Here is a 15667-nt window from a genome sequence, read left to right on the forward strand (position 1 = left end):
CCGGCCCTCGCTTTGTGTCGGTGTTGCAACACTTGGCGCATATGCCGAGGTGCGGCAGGGTGGCGGGGGCTCAGGCGAGGCCGGCCTCCCGCATCTGGCGCAGTTCCTTCTTCATCTCCGAGACCTCGTCGCGCAGCCGGGCCGCGATCTCGAACTGCAGCTCCGCGGCGGCGGCGCGCATGCGCTCGGTCATCTCCTCGATCTGCTCGGCGAGTTCGGCCGCCGGGCGGTCCGTGGGTACCGTGGCCGCCGCCTTGCCCTTGGCGGCCTTGCCGGCCTTGGCGCCCTTGGCGGTCTTGTCCCCGAGCGACGGGACGGGGGCCTTGGCGCCCTTGCCGTCCTTGGACTTGCGGTAGCCGGAGCCGAGGAGCTGCTCGGTGTCGACCTCTTCACGGGCGATCTGCGCGACGATGTCGTTGATCTTCTTGCGCAACGGCTGCGGGTCGATGCCGTGGGCCTTGTTGTAGGCGACCTGCTTCTCCCGGCGGCGGTTGGTCTCCTCGATGGCCTTCTCCATCGCCGGGGTGATCTTGTCGGCGTACATGTGGACCTGGCCGGAGACATTGCGCGCCGCGCGGCCGATGGTCTGGATCAGCGAGGTGCCCGAACGCAGGAAGCCCTCCTTGTCGGCGTCCAGGATCGCCACCAGGGACACCTCGGGCAGGTCGAGGCCCTCGCGGAGGAGGTTGATGCCGACCAGGACGTCGTACTCACCGGAGCGCAGCTCGCGCAACAGCTCGACGCGGCGCAGGGTGTCGACGTCGCTGTGCAGATAGCGCACCTGGATGCCGAGCTCCAGGAAGTAGTCGGTGAGGTCCTCGGCCATCTTCTTGGTGAGGGTGGTGACGAGGACGCGCTCGTCCTTCTCGGTGCGCTTGCGGATCTCGTGCACCAGGTCGTCGATCTGGCCCTCGGTGGGCTTGACCACGACTTCCGGGTCGACCAGGCCCGTCGGGCGGATGATCTGCTCCACGACGCCGTCCGCGCGGGACAGCTCGTAGGTGCCGGGAGTGGCCGACAGGTAGACGGTCTGGTCGATGCGCTCCTGGAACTCCTCCCACTTCAGGGGGCGGTTGTCCAGCGCGGAGGGCAGGCGGAAGCCGTGGTCCACGAGCGTGCGCTTACGGGAGGCATCGCCCTCGTACATGGCGCCGATCTGCGGGACGGTGACGTGCGACTCGTCGATGACGAGCAGGAAGTCGTCCGGGAAGTAGTCCAGCAGGGTGTTGGGCGGGGAGCCGGGCAAGCGGCCGTCGAAGTGCATCGAGTAGTTCTCCACGCCGGAACAGGTGCCGATCTGGCGGAGCATCTCGATGTCGTACGTGGTGCGCATCCGAAGGCGCTGGGCCTCCAGGAGCTTGCCTTGCTTCTCCAGCTCGGCGAGACGCTCCCCCAGCTCCTTCTCGATGTCGTTGACGGCCCGCTCCATGCGCTCGGGGCCGGCGACGTAGTGGGAGGCGGGGAAGACGTACAGCTGCTGGTCGTCACTGATGATCTCGCCGGTGAGCGGGTGCAGCGTGGACAGCGCCTCGATCTCGTCGCCGAACATCTCGATGCGGACGGCCAGCTCCTCGTACACCGGGAAGATCTCGATGGTGTCGCCGCGGACCCGGAAGGTGCCGCGGCTGAAGGCCATGTCGTTGCGCGTGTACTGGATGTCGACGAAGCGGCGCAGCAGCTCGTCGCGGTCGATCTCGTCGCCGATCCTCAGGGGAACCATCCGGTCCACGTACTCCTGCGGAGTACCGAGGCCGTAGATGCAGGACACCGAGGCCACCACGACGACGTCGCGGCGGGTGAGCAGCGAGTTCGTCGCCGAGTGGCGCAGCCGCTCGACCTCCTCGTTGATCGAGGAGTCCTTCTCGATGTAGGTGTCCGACTGCGGGACGTAGGCCTCGGGCTGGTAGTAGTCGTAGTACGAGACGAAGTACTCGACCGCGTTGTTCGGCAGCAGCTCGCGGAACTCGTTGGCCAGCTGGGCGGCCAGTGTCTTGTTCGGCGCCATCACGAGCGTGGGGCGCTGGAGCTTCTCGATCATCCACGCCGTGGTGGCGGACTTGCCGGTGCCGGTCGCGCCCAGCAGGACGACGTCCTTCTCACCGGCCTCGATGCGCTTGGCCAGGTCGGCGATGGCCGCCGGCTGGTCGCCGCTGGGCTGGTAGGGGCTGACGACCTCGAAGGGCGCCACCGTGCGTTCGATGTGGGAAACGGGCCGCATGTCATCCACCGTACGACCCCGCACTGACAACCGGTCCGGATCAGCGATTCTGCGGGGTCCGGGAGACGTGGTGCGCGGGGCGGCGCTCCTCGTGGGGGGCGGCACGGCGGTCCGGGTGCAGGGCGGCGCGGCGGTCCGGGTGGGAGGCGACGGCGGTGGCCGGGACACCCGGCTTCTGCTGGATCGGCCTGGGCAGGGGCCGGCCCATGATCATCAGCGGGTCGAAGATCACCACAACGCCCGCGAGGAGCAGGAAGGCGAGCGGGCCGATCAGCATCGGTGTCAGCACGGACGGCTCGGGCGCGCCTCCGGCGGTGTGGGTCATGCCGTCGAGATGGACACCCAGGGCGGCCATGCCGGTGTAGTGCATGCCGCTGACCGCGAGCCCCATGACGAGGCTCGCCCCCACGCTCCACATGAAGCCCCGGACGCGTCCGGCGGCCCACAGGGCGGCGGTGGCGGCCACGACCGCTATCACCACGGAGGCGGCGACGGTGAGCGTGTTGTAGGTGAAGCGCCCGTGGAAGCGCACGCCCGCCATGCCGAGGTAGTGCATCGAGGCGACGCCCAGGCCGGTGATCGTGCCACCGGTGAACAGAGCGGTGCCGGTGGCGCCCCGGTAGCCGACGATGAAGATCCCGACCCCGACCATGACGACGGCGAGGCCGAGGCTCGCGTAGGTGATCGACTTGTCGTAGTGGATCGGCGTCCCCTTGATGGCGAATCCCATCATGGCGACGAAGTGCATGGTCCAGATGCCGGAGCCGATCGCGGCGGAGCCGAGGGCCAGCCAGGCGGGCCGCCGGGAGTGCGTGACCAGCAGGGACCGGGTGGTGCAGCGCAGGCCGAGGGCGCCACCGAGGCAGGCCATCAGATAGGCCACCACCGGGGTGACGGCCCCGTAGCTGAATCCGTCGACCGTGCCTAGCATCCGCGGCTGCCCTTCCGCCCTCTTGCGTCCCGGAATCCCCGACTTGTTCCCCCGGCCCAGGACCGCGCCGGCGGTCAGGGTTGTCGCAGAGAGTATGACCCCCACCGGAATGGTCGAACGATTTTCCGGCAAAGAAACACGGCCTTGCCTCAGTTGTGGGGTACCGGTGAGCGGACCTGGACATCTCCATTCGGTGTGTGGCCATCGTGCGCCCGCGTGCCGTTGACCGTCTGCTGTCACTCTGGTTGCTGTCGGAATTCACTCGACGCGAGGAGTCTGCATGCACGCGCGCGTACTTGCCGCCGCGGCCGCCGCCGTCCTGGGGACGGCGACCCTGCCGAGCCCCACACCCGACACCGGGGCCGGCGACGTCGGCGTGCCCACGGTGATCGCCCACCGGGGTGCCTCCGCCTACGCCCCCGAGAACACGCTGGCCTCGATCGACAAGGCCGCACAGCTGGGCTTCTCCTGGGTCGAGAACGACGTTCAGCGCACCAAGGACGGCGAGCTGGTCGTCATCCACGACGACAGCCTGCAGCGCACCACGAACGTCGAGCAGGTCTTCCCCGACCGGGCCCCGTGGAAGGTGAAGGACTTCACCGCCGCCGAGATCGCCCGGCTGGACGCGGGCAGCTGGTACTCCCCGGCATACGCGGGCACACGCGTGCCGACACTGAACGAGTACATGTGCCGGATCGAACACAATCACGAGAAACTGCTCCTGGAGATCAAGAACCCGGAGCTGTACCCCGGCATCGAGCAGCAGACGCTGAAGCTTCTCGGCAACGACGGCTGGCTGGACCACCAGCACCTCGGGCGGCTGATCGTGCAGAGCTTCAGCGCCGACAGCATCCGGACCGTGCACGAGCTGAAGCCCGCGGTCACCACGGGCTACCTCGGGTCACCCACCACGGAGCAACTGCGCCAGTTCGCGCCCTACACCGACCTCATCAATCCCTCGTACGGGTCGCTCTCCCAGGCGTACGTCTCGGCCGTGCACGCCGTCGACGGACCGCACGACAAGCCGCTCGGGGTGTTCGCCTGGACGGTGAACGACGCGGCGTCCGCACGCAGGGTCGCGGACTACGGCGTCGACGGGATCATCAGCAACAAGCCCGACGTGGTGCGGGCGGCGCTGGATGCGCGCTGAGCGGGACGGGCGTTGTCAGTGGCGGGTCGTACCGTGGGCGCATGGACAGCGATGGGCAGGATGAGCAGCGGGTCGTGTGGACCGTGGTGGGCACGGACATCGGTCCGCTGATGCTGGCGGCGACCCGTGACGGCCTGGTCAACGTGGTCTTCCACGCCACGGCCGCGGTGCGCGACCGCGCCGTGGAGCGGCTGGCGGCCCGGCTGGGCGGCACTCCCGTGGAGGATCCGGACTCACCGCTGCTGGCGGAGGCGAGACGCCAGCTGCAGGCCTATTTCTCGGGCGAGCGGCACGGCTTCGACCTGCCGCTGGACTGGTCGCTGATCTCCGGCTTCAACCGGCAGGTGCTGCGCGAGCTGGCGTCCGGCGTGCCCTACGGCACGGTGGTGGGGTACGGCGATCTCGCAGGGCGGGTCGGGCAGCCCGGCGGGGCACAGGCGGTCGGCATGGCGATGGGTGCCAATCCACTGCCGGTTGTGGTGCCGTGCCACCGGGTCGTGGAGAGCGACGGCGGCATCGGCGGCTTCGGGGGCGGGCTGGAGACCAAGCGCAAGCTGCTCGCCCTCGAGGGCGTGCTGCCCGAGCCGCTGTTCTGACCGGGCCCGGCCAGAGGGTTTCGTTTGGATCAGCCCGGGTCCGCGACGCCCGGCACGGCACCTCGCCGCGTTGTCGGATCACCCGAGTACGCCCGGCACGCGGGTGCCCCTCCGCCTCGCGATGCACCGCACCGCACCGCACCGCACCGCACGCCGCGGCCTGATCCGACCTGATCCAGACGAAACCCCCTAGTCGTCGTAGTACCGGGCCTCGAAGACGTTGCCGTCGGGGTCCCGGAAGTAGAAGTTGCGCGGGGCCCTGCCACGGGCGCCGAAGGAGTCGCGGCCCATGTCGCTCACGGGTACGCCGTGCTCCTCCAGGCGGTCCCGGAGGGCGTCGAAGGCGTCGGCGGGCAGGGACAGGCAGATGTGGTTGACCGGGTGACCGGCGGCGTCGGCAGCGCCGGGCAGCATGTCCATGCGCTCGGCGGAGGTGAGCGGGACGAGGTCCAGGATCGTCTCCTCGTTGACGCGCACGGAGGGAAAAGCCGTCCTTCCGTCGGCGTACTCGGCGACTCTCACGGGTGCCAGGCCGACTGCATCCTGGTAGAAGCCGACCGCGGCGACCGGATCGGCCACCCACAGGACGACGTGGTCGAGACGCATGCTGTTCTTCCTCATGCGGCCCAGGCTGGTGGCATCCGCCACAGGCGGCAAGCGTTTAGCGCCGGCCGGCACCCGCCAGGGATGGGGAGAGGAGCGACGGACAGGAGGCGGTGCACGTGGTGCTGATGGTGTCGCAAGAGGTCCGGGAAGCGATCGACGCACGGCGGCCGGTGGTGGCCCTGGAGTCCACGATCATCGCGCACGGCCTGCCCCGCCCGCGCAACCTGCAGGTGGCGCTGGAGCTGGAGGACGCGGTACGCCAGGAGGGCGCCGTACCGGCGACCATCGCCGTGCTCGACGGCCGCCCCTGTGCCGGCCTGGACAAGGAGCAGCTGGAGCGGGTCGCCAACGAGGACGGCATCCGCAAGCTGGGCCACCGCGATGTGCCGCTCGCCGTGGCGACGGGTGCGAGCGGCGCCACCACGGTGTCGGCCACGGCCCAGCTGGCCGCGCTCGCGGGCATCCGGGTGTTCGCCACCGGCGGGCTGGGCGGTGTCCACCGGGAGTGGACGGTGACCCAGGACGAGTCGGCCGACCTCGGCCTGCTGGCCCGCACCCGGATCACGGTGGTCTGCGCGGGTGTGAAGTCGATCCTGGACGTGCCGGCGACCCTGCAGCGGCTGGAGACGCTGGGTGTGGCCGTCGCCGGGTACGGCACGGACCGGTTCCCCGGCTTCTATCTGTCCGACTCGGGGCATCCGGTCGACTGGACCCTGGAGACTCCGGAGCAGGTCGCGGACGTCATGCGGGCCCAGGACGCGCTGGACGCGCCGGAGTCGGCGCTGATCGTCGCCAACCCGGTCCCCGAGGCGGAGCAGCTCGATCCGGAACTGCACGCGCGCGTGCTCGCCGACGCACTGCGCGCCTGTGCGGAGCACGGGGTCACCGGGCAGGCGGTCACCCCGTTCCTGCTGGACTACCTGGTCCGGCACACCGACGGCGCCTCCCTGAGCGCCAATCTGGCGGCCGTGCGCGGCAACGTACGGCTGGCGGCGCGGATCGCGGCGGCGTGGACCAGGGGGTGACCGCGGACGGGGCCCTGCTGGTCGTCGGAGACGTGGTCACGGATGTGGTCGCCCGCCACCGGGGGCCTCTCGCGGGCGGCACCGACACGGCCGCCGCGATCCGTACGGTGCCGGGCGGCGCGGGCGCGAACGTGGCCTGCTGGGCCGCACACACGGGCTGTGCGGACGTACGGCTGCTCGGACGGGTGGGCGCGGACGCGGCCGCGTGGCACGAGCGCGAACTGGTCGCGGCCGGGGTGCGGCCCCGGCTGGTGGTCGATCCGACGGCCCCGACGGGGACGGTGATCTGCCTCGTCGACACGGGTGCGGCGGCGGAGCGCACGTTCCTCACGGACAGCGGGGCGTCTTTGCGCCTTGAACCCGCCGACTGGTCGGACGCGTTGCTCGACGGCGTCGCCCGACTGCACCTGTCGGGCTATCTGCTGTTCACGGAGCCGAGCCGGGAGCTCGCGCGGACGGCGCTCACGGCGGCACGCGCGCGTGGTGTGCCGGTCAGCCTGGATCCGGCTTCGGCGGGCTTCCTGGTGCGACTGGGCGTGGATCGCTTCCTGGCGTTCGCGGAGGGGCTGGACGTGTTGCTGCCCAGCCGCGACGAGGCGTGTCTGCTGACGGGGCTGCCGGATCCGGCGGACGCGGCGGCCAAGCTGAGCCGCCTCGTCCCACTGGTGGTGACCAAGGCGGGCGCGGCCGGCGCGCTGGTGGCCCGCTCCGGCCACGCACCGGCCAGGGTCGCGGCGACGCCGGCGGTCCCCCGGGACACCACGGGCGCGGGTGATGCCTTCACCGGCGCCTTCCTCGCCGCGCTGCTCGCGGGCGCGGCTCCGCAGGAGGCGGCGGCCCGGGGCTGCCGGGCGGGGGCGGAGGCGGTCGAACGGGTGGGAGGCAGACCACCGTGTGCGGGGGGCGACGGCTAGGGGGGCTCGTTCGTGGCGGATCAGGCCGCGGCGTCCGGTGCGGTGCATCGCAAGGCGGAGGGTCCCGCGTACGGGGCGTACGCGGGTGATCCGACAACGCGGCGGCGTGCCGCGCCGGGCGCCGCGGACCCGGGCCGATCCAAACGAAACCCCCTGGCCACGGGCGGGAAGGCCCGCCACCACGTGCGGGAGGCACCGGCCGGCCACGCCTGGGCGGCAAACCACCGTGCCCGGGGAGGGCCCGGGGACGCGGGCAACTGTGGTTCGGCCCTTCCCGGCACCAGTACGGTTAGGCAGAGTGGTCGGAGTCGCGCGGCACGGGCACTTGCGCGCAGTCGTCTAGGCCTTCGTCGCCCACGCCGAGATCATCGGTGCGGTGAGCAGGTCCATGCCGCCGGCCTCGACGTTGGCCAGGTGTTGGTCGATGTCCTCCTCGGTGGCGAGTCCCGCGGCGACGAGCCGGGCACGGATCTGCCGGACCGTCGCGGCCTCGAGGGCGGTGCAGGCAGGCGATGCCACCGGGAAGTACGCATCGGCCTCCACGCCGCTCAGACCGGCTTCACGCAGGAGACGCGGGAGTTTGCGGCCGTACGACAGATCCGCGCCGCGTTCGGCGAGCAGCTCGCGGAAGCCCTGGCGCAGCCGGTTCGCCAGCTTCTGCTCGGGGCCGAACTCGTCGGGGCAGGGCAAAGGCTGGAGCGCGGGGTCTGCATCCTCGAGCAACAGCCGTCCGCCGGGCCGCAGGGCCTGGATCATGGACTGCAACGCCCTTTCCCGGTCCGGGACATGGACGAGGACGAGCCGGGCGTGGACCAGGTCGAAGCCCTCGCCCGGAGGTTCCTCCGCACCGACGTCGTGGACGCGCACCTCCACCGGCGGGCGGGCAGCGGCAGCGAGCCGCGAGGTGTCGATGTCGGTCGCGACGACCTTGCCGGTGGGACCCACCTTCTCGGCGAGCCAGGACACCACTGAGGTACCGCCGGCCCCGACTTCCCAGCAGCGCCAGCCGGGTCCGATACCGAACGCCTCGATGTGCCGGAACGTCGTGGGATCGAAGAGGGTGGCGAATGCGCCGAAGCGCCGTGCCGCCTCGTTCTGCTGGTTGTCCAGGAGGTATCCGTCGGATGGCGTCATACCCCGATCATCCCGGTCACCCGGCTCGTCCGGACCGGCCGGCGGGCGCTTCGTCCCCAGGGCGGAACCAAGCGGAACTCTCCATTCCCACAGGCTTACCCGCGCTTTGCCCTCGGCTGGCAGACTTGCCGGGAAGGGCGCGGAAGCGTTGCGTGAGGGAGATCCAAGCGAGGAGATCCAGATGTCCATGGCGGGGAATCTGCGGAAGGTCACGGGGCTGGGCAGGGTCGGCGGCCTGCGCAAGATGGCGCGACTGGCCCGGCGGCACCCGCGCGTGGACCTGAGTCATCCCGCCAGGTCACCTCTGGGCTCGTCGGTGGTCAATTGCGTGACGTACCAGGACGGTGTGCGCGTGCCGCAGTGCACGGACCTGGTGGATGCCGTGCGGATGGTGCGCAAGACCGGCGAGGGTTTCGTCTGGCTCGGGCTCCACGAGCCCACGGACCGTGAGTTCGCGGGCATCGCCGAGCTGTTCGACCTGCACCCGCTGGCGGTGGAGGACGCGGTCGAGGCTCATCAGCGCCCGAAGCTGGAACACTACGGGGACACGCTCTTCGCGGTGTTCAAGACCGTCTGCTATGTGGAGCACGAACAGCTGACGGCGACCAGCGAAGTGGTGGACACCGGAGAGATCATGGTGTTCGTCGGTGAGGACTTCGTCATCACGGTGCGGCACGGCCGGCACGGCTCATTGGGGCCGCTGCGCGAGGAGTTGGAGGCGCACCCGCATCAGCTCGCCAAGGGGCCGGCGGCGGTGCTGCACGCGATCGCCGACCATGTCGTCGACGACTACCTGAACGTCACCGACGCGGTACAGGCCGACATCGACCAGGTCGAGACGGAGGTGTTCTCGGAGAACGGCGCTCGCCTCGACCCCGGCCGCATCTACCAGATGAAGCGTGAACTGCTGGAGCTGAAGCGGGCGGTGGTGCCGCTGGGCCGTCCGGTGGAGGACCTGGCCACCCGGCCGATACGCGTCGTCGCCCCGGAGATACAGGCCTATTTCCGGGATGTGCTCGACCATCTGATCCGGGCCAAGGAGCAGATCGCCGCGTTCGACGAACTGCTCAACTCGATCCTGCAGGCCCACCTGGCGCAGGTGACCGTCGCACAGAACGAGGACATGCGGAAGATCACGGCCTGGGCCGCGGTGATCGCCGTACCGACGATGGTGTGCGGGGTGTACGGCATGAATTTCGACCACATGCCGGAGCTTCACTGGCGGTTCGGCTATCCGCTGGTCATGGTCGTCATGGCGGGGGCGTGCCTGGTGCTGTACCGGGGCTTCCGGCGCAACGGCTGGCTCTGAGCCGCGGGAGCCTGCGGCCCGGACCGTACCGATCAGCCGCTCCAGGCGGGATGGCGTGGATCGTCGGCGCGTACAAGGACGTCCGCCGTGCTGGCGGGGTCGGTCTCGGACGCGTAGCGCTCGAAGGCGGGGAGCGTCCAGTGGTCGGCCTCGGGGGTGCGGCGGCGCAGCGCACCCGGCGAGAGGAGGAGGTGCAGGGTCAGGTCGAACGGGAACCAGTGACGCAGCAGGAGGGGGCCGTGAAGGAGCAGGATCCCGCCGGGCGGGAGTTGGACGTAGGGGCTGCGGGTGGCCCGGTCGGTGGCCGGATCCCACAGGTCGGGCAGGACCCGCCCGCTGCCTCCCGGGTCCAGCGGGCCGAAGACCTCACGCCACAGGGCTCCGGTGTCGAACCATCCGCCGTAGTACGAATCCGCGTCCCGCCGCCCGTGTTCCAGGCGCAGCGAGGCGGGCCGCAGGAAGCCGTCGGCGCCGATCACGAGCGAGGGCCGGCCGCGCACCCGCAGCGCCTCTCCGACCCGCTCGGCGAGGTCGCCGGGCCGGGCGGCCGGGGAACCGTCGAAGCCGACGCGCGGCCAGGCACTTCCGTCGGCCGCCTCAAGGCCGGCCAGCCGGTCGGCGAGCCGCTCGGCGAGCCGGTCCCAGGTGATTGCTTCCAGTCGCACGGGGTCAATGATGCCGGGTGGCGGGGAGGCGGTGCGGTGCCGGTACCTGCCAGGGAGTGGATGGTGCCCGGCGAGCAGGGAGGCCCCTCCAGACGGAGGGAGAGATGACGAGGCCTGTCGGCCGGGCGGATGGCGCGATGGCGCCAGGGAGAGTCCCGGGGCGGCGGGGCAAGAGGGCAGGGGAGGCGCGGGCGGCGACGGGGAAAGTACCGGATATGGCGCTTCCCTCAACTCCCCACTCCCCCAGTCGGCTTGTCGTCATCCAGGCGTTGAAGCCCAAGCGGTGCGCCGCTTGCCGGCGTGGACCGCTGTCGCTGGTCGTGCTGGAGGACGGGGCACCGCGCTGCCTGCACTGCGTGGATCTCGGGCACCTGGTGTTCCTGCCGCGTGGGGACACCGCGCTGACCCGCAGGTCGAGGGAGGAGAGCGGGCTGTCGGTCGTGGTGGTGCGGTTCAACCGGCGCAAGAGCCGCTACGAGCGGCAGGGCGTGCTGGTGGAGGAGGCGGCGCTGGCCCGGGCCGAGGCCCGCTGTCTGGCGGACGCGGAAGCGCGGCGCCGGCGCCGGGCGCGGGACGCACGGCGCAGGGCGGCCGAGGACGAACGCTTCGCGGCGGCGTTCGCGGCCGAGATCCTCCGGCTGTTTCCCGGGTGCCCCGCCGACCGTGCGCGGACCATCGCGGCGCACGCGTCGGCGCGGGGCACCGGACGCGTCGGGCGCAGCGCGGCCGGGCGGGCGTTGTCGGAGGGGGCGGTGATCTCGGCGGTGGTGGCGGCCGTGCGGCATGTGGACACTCCCTACGACCAGCTGCTGATGCGCGGTGTGCCTCGGTACGAGGCACGGCGTCGGATCGCCCCGGCCGTGGACAGCGTGCTGCGGGCCTGGCAGGACGCCGGGGCGGACGTGGGCTGAGGGCCGGGAAAGCCGGGGCGGACGCGGGCTGAGGGCCGGGAAAGGGGGGCGGACGTGGGCTGAGGGCCGGGAAAGGGGGTGCCGCCACCAGGGAAGGGGGGTGCTGGGGGCAGGGAGACCACAGAGGGGCGGGAAAGAAGAGGGGAAGGAGAGCGGCCCGGGACGAGGACCTCGCGGAAGAAAGCGCTGTCCGTCACTCTGCGCGGCGGTCGGTGCGGACGTATCGTGGCCGGAAGAGTGCCGACAAAGCGCCGAAAAGGTACTGAAGGACGCCGTCCGACGGCGTACGGCCCGTCGTACACCCGGTGCCCCACGTGGTGCCCGTACGCGAGGAAGACGACCATGGCCGATCCCAAGGGGTTCATGACCACGCCGCGCCAGGAGTGGCCGCGGCGGCCCGTCGAAGAGAGGGTGCGGGACTGGGACGAGGTCTACGTCCCGGGAGCGCTGCTGCCCATCATCAGCAAGCAGGCCGACCGGTGCATGGACTGCGGGATCCCCTTCTGCCACGACGCCTGCCCGCTGGGCAATCTGATCCCGGAGTGGAACGACCTGGTCTCGCGGGAGGACTGGCGCGCGGCGAGCGACCGCCTGCACGCGACGAACAACTTCCCCGAGTTCACCGGCCGGTTGTGTCCGGCGCCCTGTGAGGCGGGGTGTGTGCTGGCGATCAACCAGCCGGCCGTCACGATCAAGAACGTCGAGTGCGCGATCGCCGACCGGGCCTGGGCGGAGGGGTTCGTACCGGCGCTTCCTCCCGAGCGGCTGTCCGGGAGGACGGTCGCCGTCATCGGCTCCGGGCCCACCGGGCTCGCCGCGGCACAGCAGCTGACCCGGGCCGGGCACACGGTCGCCGTGTACGAGAAGGACGACCGGATCGGCGGCCTGATGCGGTACGGCATCCCCGAGTTCAAGATGGAGAAGCGGCATCTGGAGCGGCGGGTCGAGCAGATGCGGGCCGAAGGGACGAAGTTCCGTACGTCGATGACGGTCGGACGCGATGTCGGGGCGGCGGAGCTGCGCGGACGGTACGACGCCGTGGTCATCGCCACGGGAGCGACCGCGTGGCGGGAACTTCAGGTGCCGGGTCGGGAGTTGAACGGGATACACCAGGCGATGGAGTATCTGCCGCTGGCGAACCGAGTGTGTGAGGGGGATCTGGAGGTTTCACCGCTGTCCGCGGCCGGCAAGCACGTGGTGATCGTCGGCGGCGGGGACACCGGCGCGGACTGTCTGGGGACCGCGGTGCGCGAGGGGGCCGCGTCCGTGACCCAGCTGGACATCTACGCGCAGCCGGGCGGCGAGCGCGACGAGGATGTCGAGCCGTGGCCGACGTACCCGAAGATCTACCGGCTGTCGGCCGCGCACGAAGAGGCCCGGGACCTGCGGACGGCACCGGCGGCGGACGCGGACGCGCGGCTCTTCGCGGCGTCCACGCTCCACTTCGCCGGGGACGGCAGTGGGCGAGTGCGGTCGCTGCACCTGGTGGAGGTCGACGAGCTGCGGCGCCCGGTGCCCGGCACGGGGCAGACGCTCCCCGCCGATCTCGTGCTGCTCGCCCTCGGGTTCTCCGGGCCGGACCAGGGGGACGGGCTGATCGGACAGTTGGGGCTGGGACTCGCTCCGCGCGGCACGATCGCGCGGGACGACGGCTTCGCGACGAACGTGCCCGGCGTGTTCGCCGCCGGGGACGCGGCGCGCGGGCAGTCGCTCATCGTGTGGGCGATCGCGGAGGGGCGGGCGGTGGCGGCGGCCGTCGACCGCTATCTGATGGGCAGTTCACGGTTGCCCGCGCCGGTCTCTCCGAGGGATCGTCCGATGAGGGTGTAGACGCAGGCGAGGGTGCGGATGAGGTCCGGCCTGCGGCCGGGAGGGTTCCTTACGGTCGTCCGCCGCACCGGCCGGCCCTGCAAGCCCTGCACCGCCCCGGCCGGCCCTGCAAGCCCTGCACCCCGTGGACCACCCGGTCAGCCCTGCACCGTCCCGGTCAGCCCTGCGCCGTCCCGGTCAGCCCTGCGCCGTCCCGGTCAGCCCTGCACCGTCCCGGTCAGCCCTGCACCGTCCCGGTCAGCCCTGCACCGTCCCGGTCAGCCCTGCACCGTCCCGGTCAGCCGTTCCTCTCGTCCGTCCCCGCCACCTTGCCCGTCGACAGGGCCACCCGGTTCCACGTGTTGATCGTGCAGATCAGGGCCAGGACGTGGGCCAGTTCCTCTTCGTCGAAGTGGGCGGCGGCCTCGGCGTAGACGGTGTCGGGGACGCCCGCGTCGGCGACGAGGGTCAGGGCCTCCGTGAGCGCGAGGGCGGCCTGCTCCTTCGGGGTGAAGAAGTGCCGGGCCTCGCGCCAGACGGCGACCATGTGCAGCCGGTCCTCGCTCTCGCCGGCCTTGCGGGCGTCGTTGGTGTGCATGTGCAGGCAGTAGGCGCAGCGGTTGAGGAGCGAGGCGCGGACCTGGACCAGCTCGACCAGCGCCGGGTCCAGGCCCGCGCGGGCGGCGGCGTCGAAGCCGATGAGGGCGCGGAAGACCTTCGGAGCGGACTTCGCGAAGTCCAGTCGGACGCGGCCGGCGTCGGCCTCGGTGATCTCGGGGGTGAAGTCGGCTGCGGTGGCGGTCGTGTTCGTCGTCATGCCTTCAACCTACGAGCCCGAGAGACCGGTTGTAGGGTGCATTTCCGTGACGGAATCATGGGTCAATTCCGCGGAGCGGATCGGCGCCGATCTGCTTCTGGAGCTGTCGGGTCCGGGCGGACGGCGGGCGGCGCTCACCGGGGCGCTACGGGACGCCGTGCGCAGCGGACGGCTGGCGCCCGGCACCCGCCTGCCGCCGTACCGGTCGCTCGCCGCCGATCTGGGCGTGGCCCGCAACACGGTGGCCGACGCGTACGCGGAACTGGTCGCGGAGGGCTGGCTGACCGCCCGCCAGGGCTCGGGCACCCGGGTCGCCGACCGGGCGGAACCGCTGCGGCACGCCGTACGGACGGCCGTGAAGGCACCTGCACGCGCGCGTGGCCCGCGGCACGATCTGCGGCAGGGCACGCCGGACGCCTCGGCGTTTCCGCGGGCCGCCTGGTCCGCCTGCTACCGGCGGGCGCTGCGGGCGGCGCCGAGCGAGGCGTTCGGGCCGGGAGACCCGGCCGGGCGCCGGGAGCTGCGGGAGGCGCTGACCGCATATCTGGCACGCGCGCGGGGGGTGCGGACCGAGCCGGACCGGATCGTCATCTGCTCCGGCTTCGCGCACGCGCTGCGGCTGCTGTTCGGCCAGGGGGCGGGCGGGGTGCTGCGCGGCCCGCTCGGCGTGGAGGCGTACGGGCTGGAGTTCCACCGGGGACTGCTCGCCACGGCCGGGGTACGGACAGTGCCGCTCCCGCTGGACGAGAACGGCGCACGCGTGGACGTACTCGCGCGGGAGCGGGCCGTGCTGCTCACTCCGGCGCACCAGTTCCCGACCGGCGGCCCGCTGCACCCCGAGCGCCGGGCCGCTGTGATCGACTGGGCACGCGCGCGTGGAGCGGTCGTACTGGAGGACGACTACGACGGCGAGTTCCGGTACGACCGCAGGCCCGTCGGCGCACTCCAGGGGCTCGATCCGGAGCGGGTGATCCACCTCGGGTCGGTCAGCAAGAGCCTGTCACCGGCGCTGCGGCTGGGCTGGATGGTCCTGCCGGAGAGGTATGTGGAGCCGGTGCTCGCGGCCAAGGGGGAGCGGGAGGCCTGGGCCGGCGTCCTGGACCAGCTGGCGCTGGCGGAGTTCATCGTCTCCGGGGCGTACGACCGTCATGTGCGGCGCATGCGGCAGTGTTACCGGCGCCGGCGTGACCTGCTCGTCGCCGCGCTCGCCGCGCACGCGCCGCATGTCGGGGTGACGGGCATCGCGGCCGGGCTGCACGCGGTACTGCGGCTGCCGCCGGGCACCGAGCGGTCCACGCTGAAGGCCGCCGCGTGGCAGGGCGTCGCCCTGGAGGGACTCGCCGCGTTCCGGCATCCGCAGGCCGAGGCCACGGTGGGTGACGGGCTGGTGGTGGGGTACGCAGCCGCCGCCGAGCACGCCTACGGCGCGGCGCTGGAGGCGCTGTGCGGGGTACTGCCTCCCGGGCCACCCGAGCTTCCCCGACCTCCCGGGCCTGTCTAGCTCCCCGGCTTTCCCGGGCCACCCCGACCTCCCGGGCCCATCTAGCTCCCCCGGCTGTCCCGGGCCTGCCCAGCTCCCCGG

Annotated in this window: 14 protein-coding genes; 8 read left to right on the plus strand and 6 right to left on the minus strand. The window is 71.7% G+C overall.

Going from position 1 to position 15667, the window contains the following annotated elements:
* Positions 1-70: 70 nt before the first annotated feature.
* Both uvrB and ACWC94_RS12460 read right to left on the minus strand, forming a co-directional pair.
* Positions 71-2218, minus strand: a complete 2148-nt coding sequence (uvrB, locus tag ACWC94_RS12455) for an excinuclease ABC subunit UvrB (RefSeq protein ID WP_450796486.1) — start codon at positions 2216-2218, stop codon at positions 71-73.
* Positions 2219-2258: 40 nt separating this feature from the next.
* The gene (locus ACWC94_RS12460) at positions 2259-3149 is read right to left on the minus strand and encodes an MHYT domain-containing protein (RefSeq protein ID WP_450796487.1); all 891 of its coding nucleotides are present in this window, start codon (positions 3147-3149) and stop codon (positions 2259-2261) included.
* A gap of 280 nt (positions 3150-3429) precedes the next feature.
* Between ACWC94_RS12460 and ACWC94_RS12465 the strand changes: the two genes are divergently transcribed.
* Together ACWC94_RS12465 and ACWC94_RS12470 are read left to right on the plus strand one after the other, a co-directional pair.
* Positions 3430-4299: a glycerophosphodiester phosphodiesterase gene (locus ACWC94_RS12465; RefSeq protein ID WP_450796488.1), complete on the plus strand. Its 870-nt coding sequence runs from the start codon at positions 3430-3432 to the stop codon at positions 4297-4299.
* A 41-nt stretch (positions 4300-4340) separates the two neighbouring features.
* Positions 4341-4895, plus strand: a complete 555-nt coding sequence (locus ACWC94_RS12470; RefSeq protein ID WP_450796489.1) for a methylated-DNA--[protein]-cysteine S-methyltransferase — start codon at positions 4341-4343, stop codon at positions 4893-4895.
* A gap of 189 nt (positions 4896-5084) precedes the next feature.
* On the opposite strand, the gene ACWC94_RS12475 is transcribed toward ACWC94_RS12470, so the two are convergent.
* Positions 5085-5516, minus strand: a complete 432-nt coding sequence (locus ACWC94_RS12475) for a VOC family protein (RefSeq protein ID WP_450796490.1) — start codon at positions 5514-5516, stop codon at positions 5085-5087.
* A gap of 101 nt (positions 5517-5617) precedes the next feature.
* Between ACWC94_RS12475 and ACWC94_RS12480 the strand changes: the two genes are divergently transcribed.
* Together ACWC94_RS12480 and ACWC94_RS12485 are read left to right on the plus strand one after the other, a co-directional pair.
* Positions 5618-6526: a pseudouridine-5'-phosphate glycosidase gene (locus ACWC94_RS12480; protein ID WP_450796491.1), complete on the plus strand. Its 909-nt coding sequence runs from the start codon at positions 5618-5620 to the stop codon at positions 6524-6526.
* Positions 6511-7440, plus strand: coding sequence for a carbohydrate kinase family protein (locus ACWC94_RS12485; protein WP_450796492.1), 930 nt, complete (start codon positions 6511-6513; stop codon positions 7438-7440). Before ACWC94_RS12480 ends, ACWC94_RS12485 begins: the two co-directional genes overlap by 16 nt.
* A gap of 339 nt (positions 7441-7779) precedes the next feature.
* Here the strand turns inward: ACWC94_RS12485 and ACWC94_RS12490 are convergent, their stop codons facing one another.
* On the minus strand, positions 7780-8574 hold the full coding sequence (locus ACWC94_RS12490; RefSeq protein ID WP_450796493.1) for a methyltransferase: 795 nt from the start codon (positions 8572-8574) through the stop codon (positions 7780-7782).
* A gap of 181 nt (positions 8575-8755) precedes the next feature.
* Here ACWC94_RS12490 and corA point away from each other — a divergent pair, with 181 nt between their 5' ends.
* Entirely contained in the window at positions 8756-9883 is a 1128-nt protein-coding gene (corA, locus tag ACWC94_RS12495; RefSeq protein WP_450796494.1) for a magnesium/cobalt transporter CorA, read from the plus strand.
* A 32-nt stretch (positions 9884-9915) separates the two neighbouring features.
* Here the strand turns inward: corA and ACWC94_RS12500 are convergent, their stop codons facing one another.
* Positions 9916-10548 (minus strand): uridine kinase, encoded by a 633-nt coding sequence (locus ACWC94_RS12500; protein WP_450796495.1) that lies wholly within the window; start codon positions 10546-10548, stop codon positions 9916-9918.
* 215 nt (positions 10549-10763) lie between these two features.
* On the opposite strand from ACWC94_RS12500, the gene ACWC94_RS12505 reads away from it, so the two are divergent.
* Both ACWC94_RS12505 and ACWC94_RS12510 read left to right on the plus strand, forming a co-directional pair.
* A complete protein-coding gene (locus tag ACWC94_RS12505) occupies positions 10764-11459 on the plus strand; it encodes a DUF2293 domain-containing protein (protein ID WP_450796496.1) in 696 nt (231 codons plus the stop codon).
* A gap of 342 nt (positions 11460-11801) precedes the next feature.
* Positions 11802-13289, plus strand: a complete 1488-nt coding sequence (locus ACWC94_RS12510) for a glutamate synthase subunit beta (RefSeq protein WP_450796497.1) — start codon at positions 11802-11804, stop codon at positions 13287-13289.
* 277 nt (positions 13290-13566) lie between these two features.
* Here ACWC94_RS12510 and ACWC94_RS12515 read toward each other — a convergent pair whose 3' ends face one another.
* Positions 13567-14085: a carboxymuconolactone decarboxylase family protein gene (locus tag ACWC94_RS12515; protein WP_450796498.1), complete on the minus strand. Its 519-nt coding sequence runs from the start codon at positions 14083-14085 to the stop codon at positions 13567-13569.
* Between the two features lie 46 nt (positions 14086-14131).
* Here ACWC94_RS12515 and pdxR point away from each other — a divergent pair, with 46 nt between their 5' ends.
* Positions 14132-15586 (plus strand): MocR-like pyridoxine biosynthesis transcription factor PdxR, encoded by a 1455-nt coding sequence (gene pdxR / locus ACWC94_RS12520; protein WP_450796499.1) that lies wholly within the window; start codon positions 14132-14134, stop codon positions 15584-15586.
* Positions 15587-15667: the final 81 nt, after the last annotated feature.

The organism is Streptomyces sp. NPDC001135 (assembly GCF_053598395.1).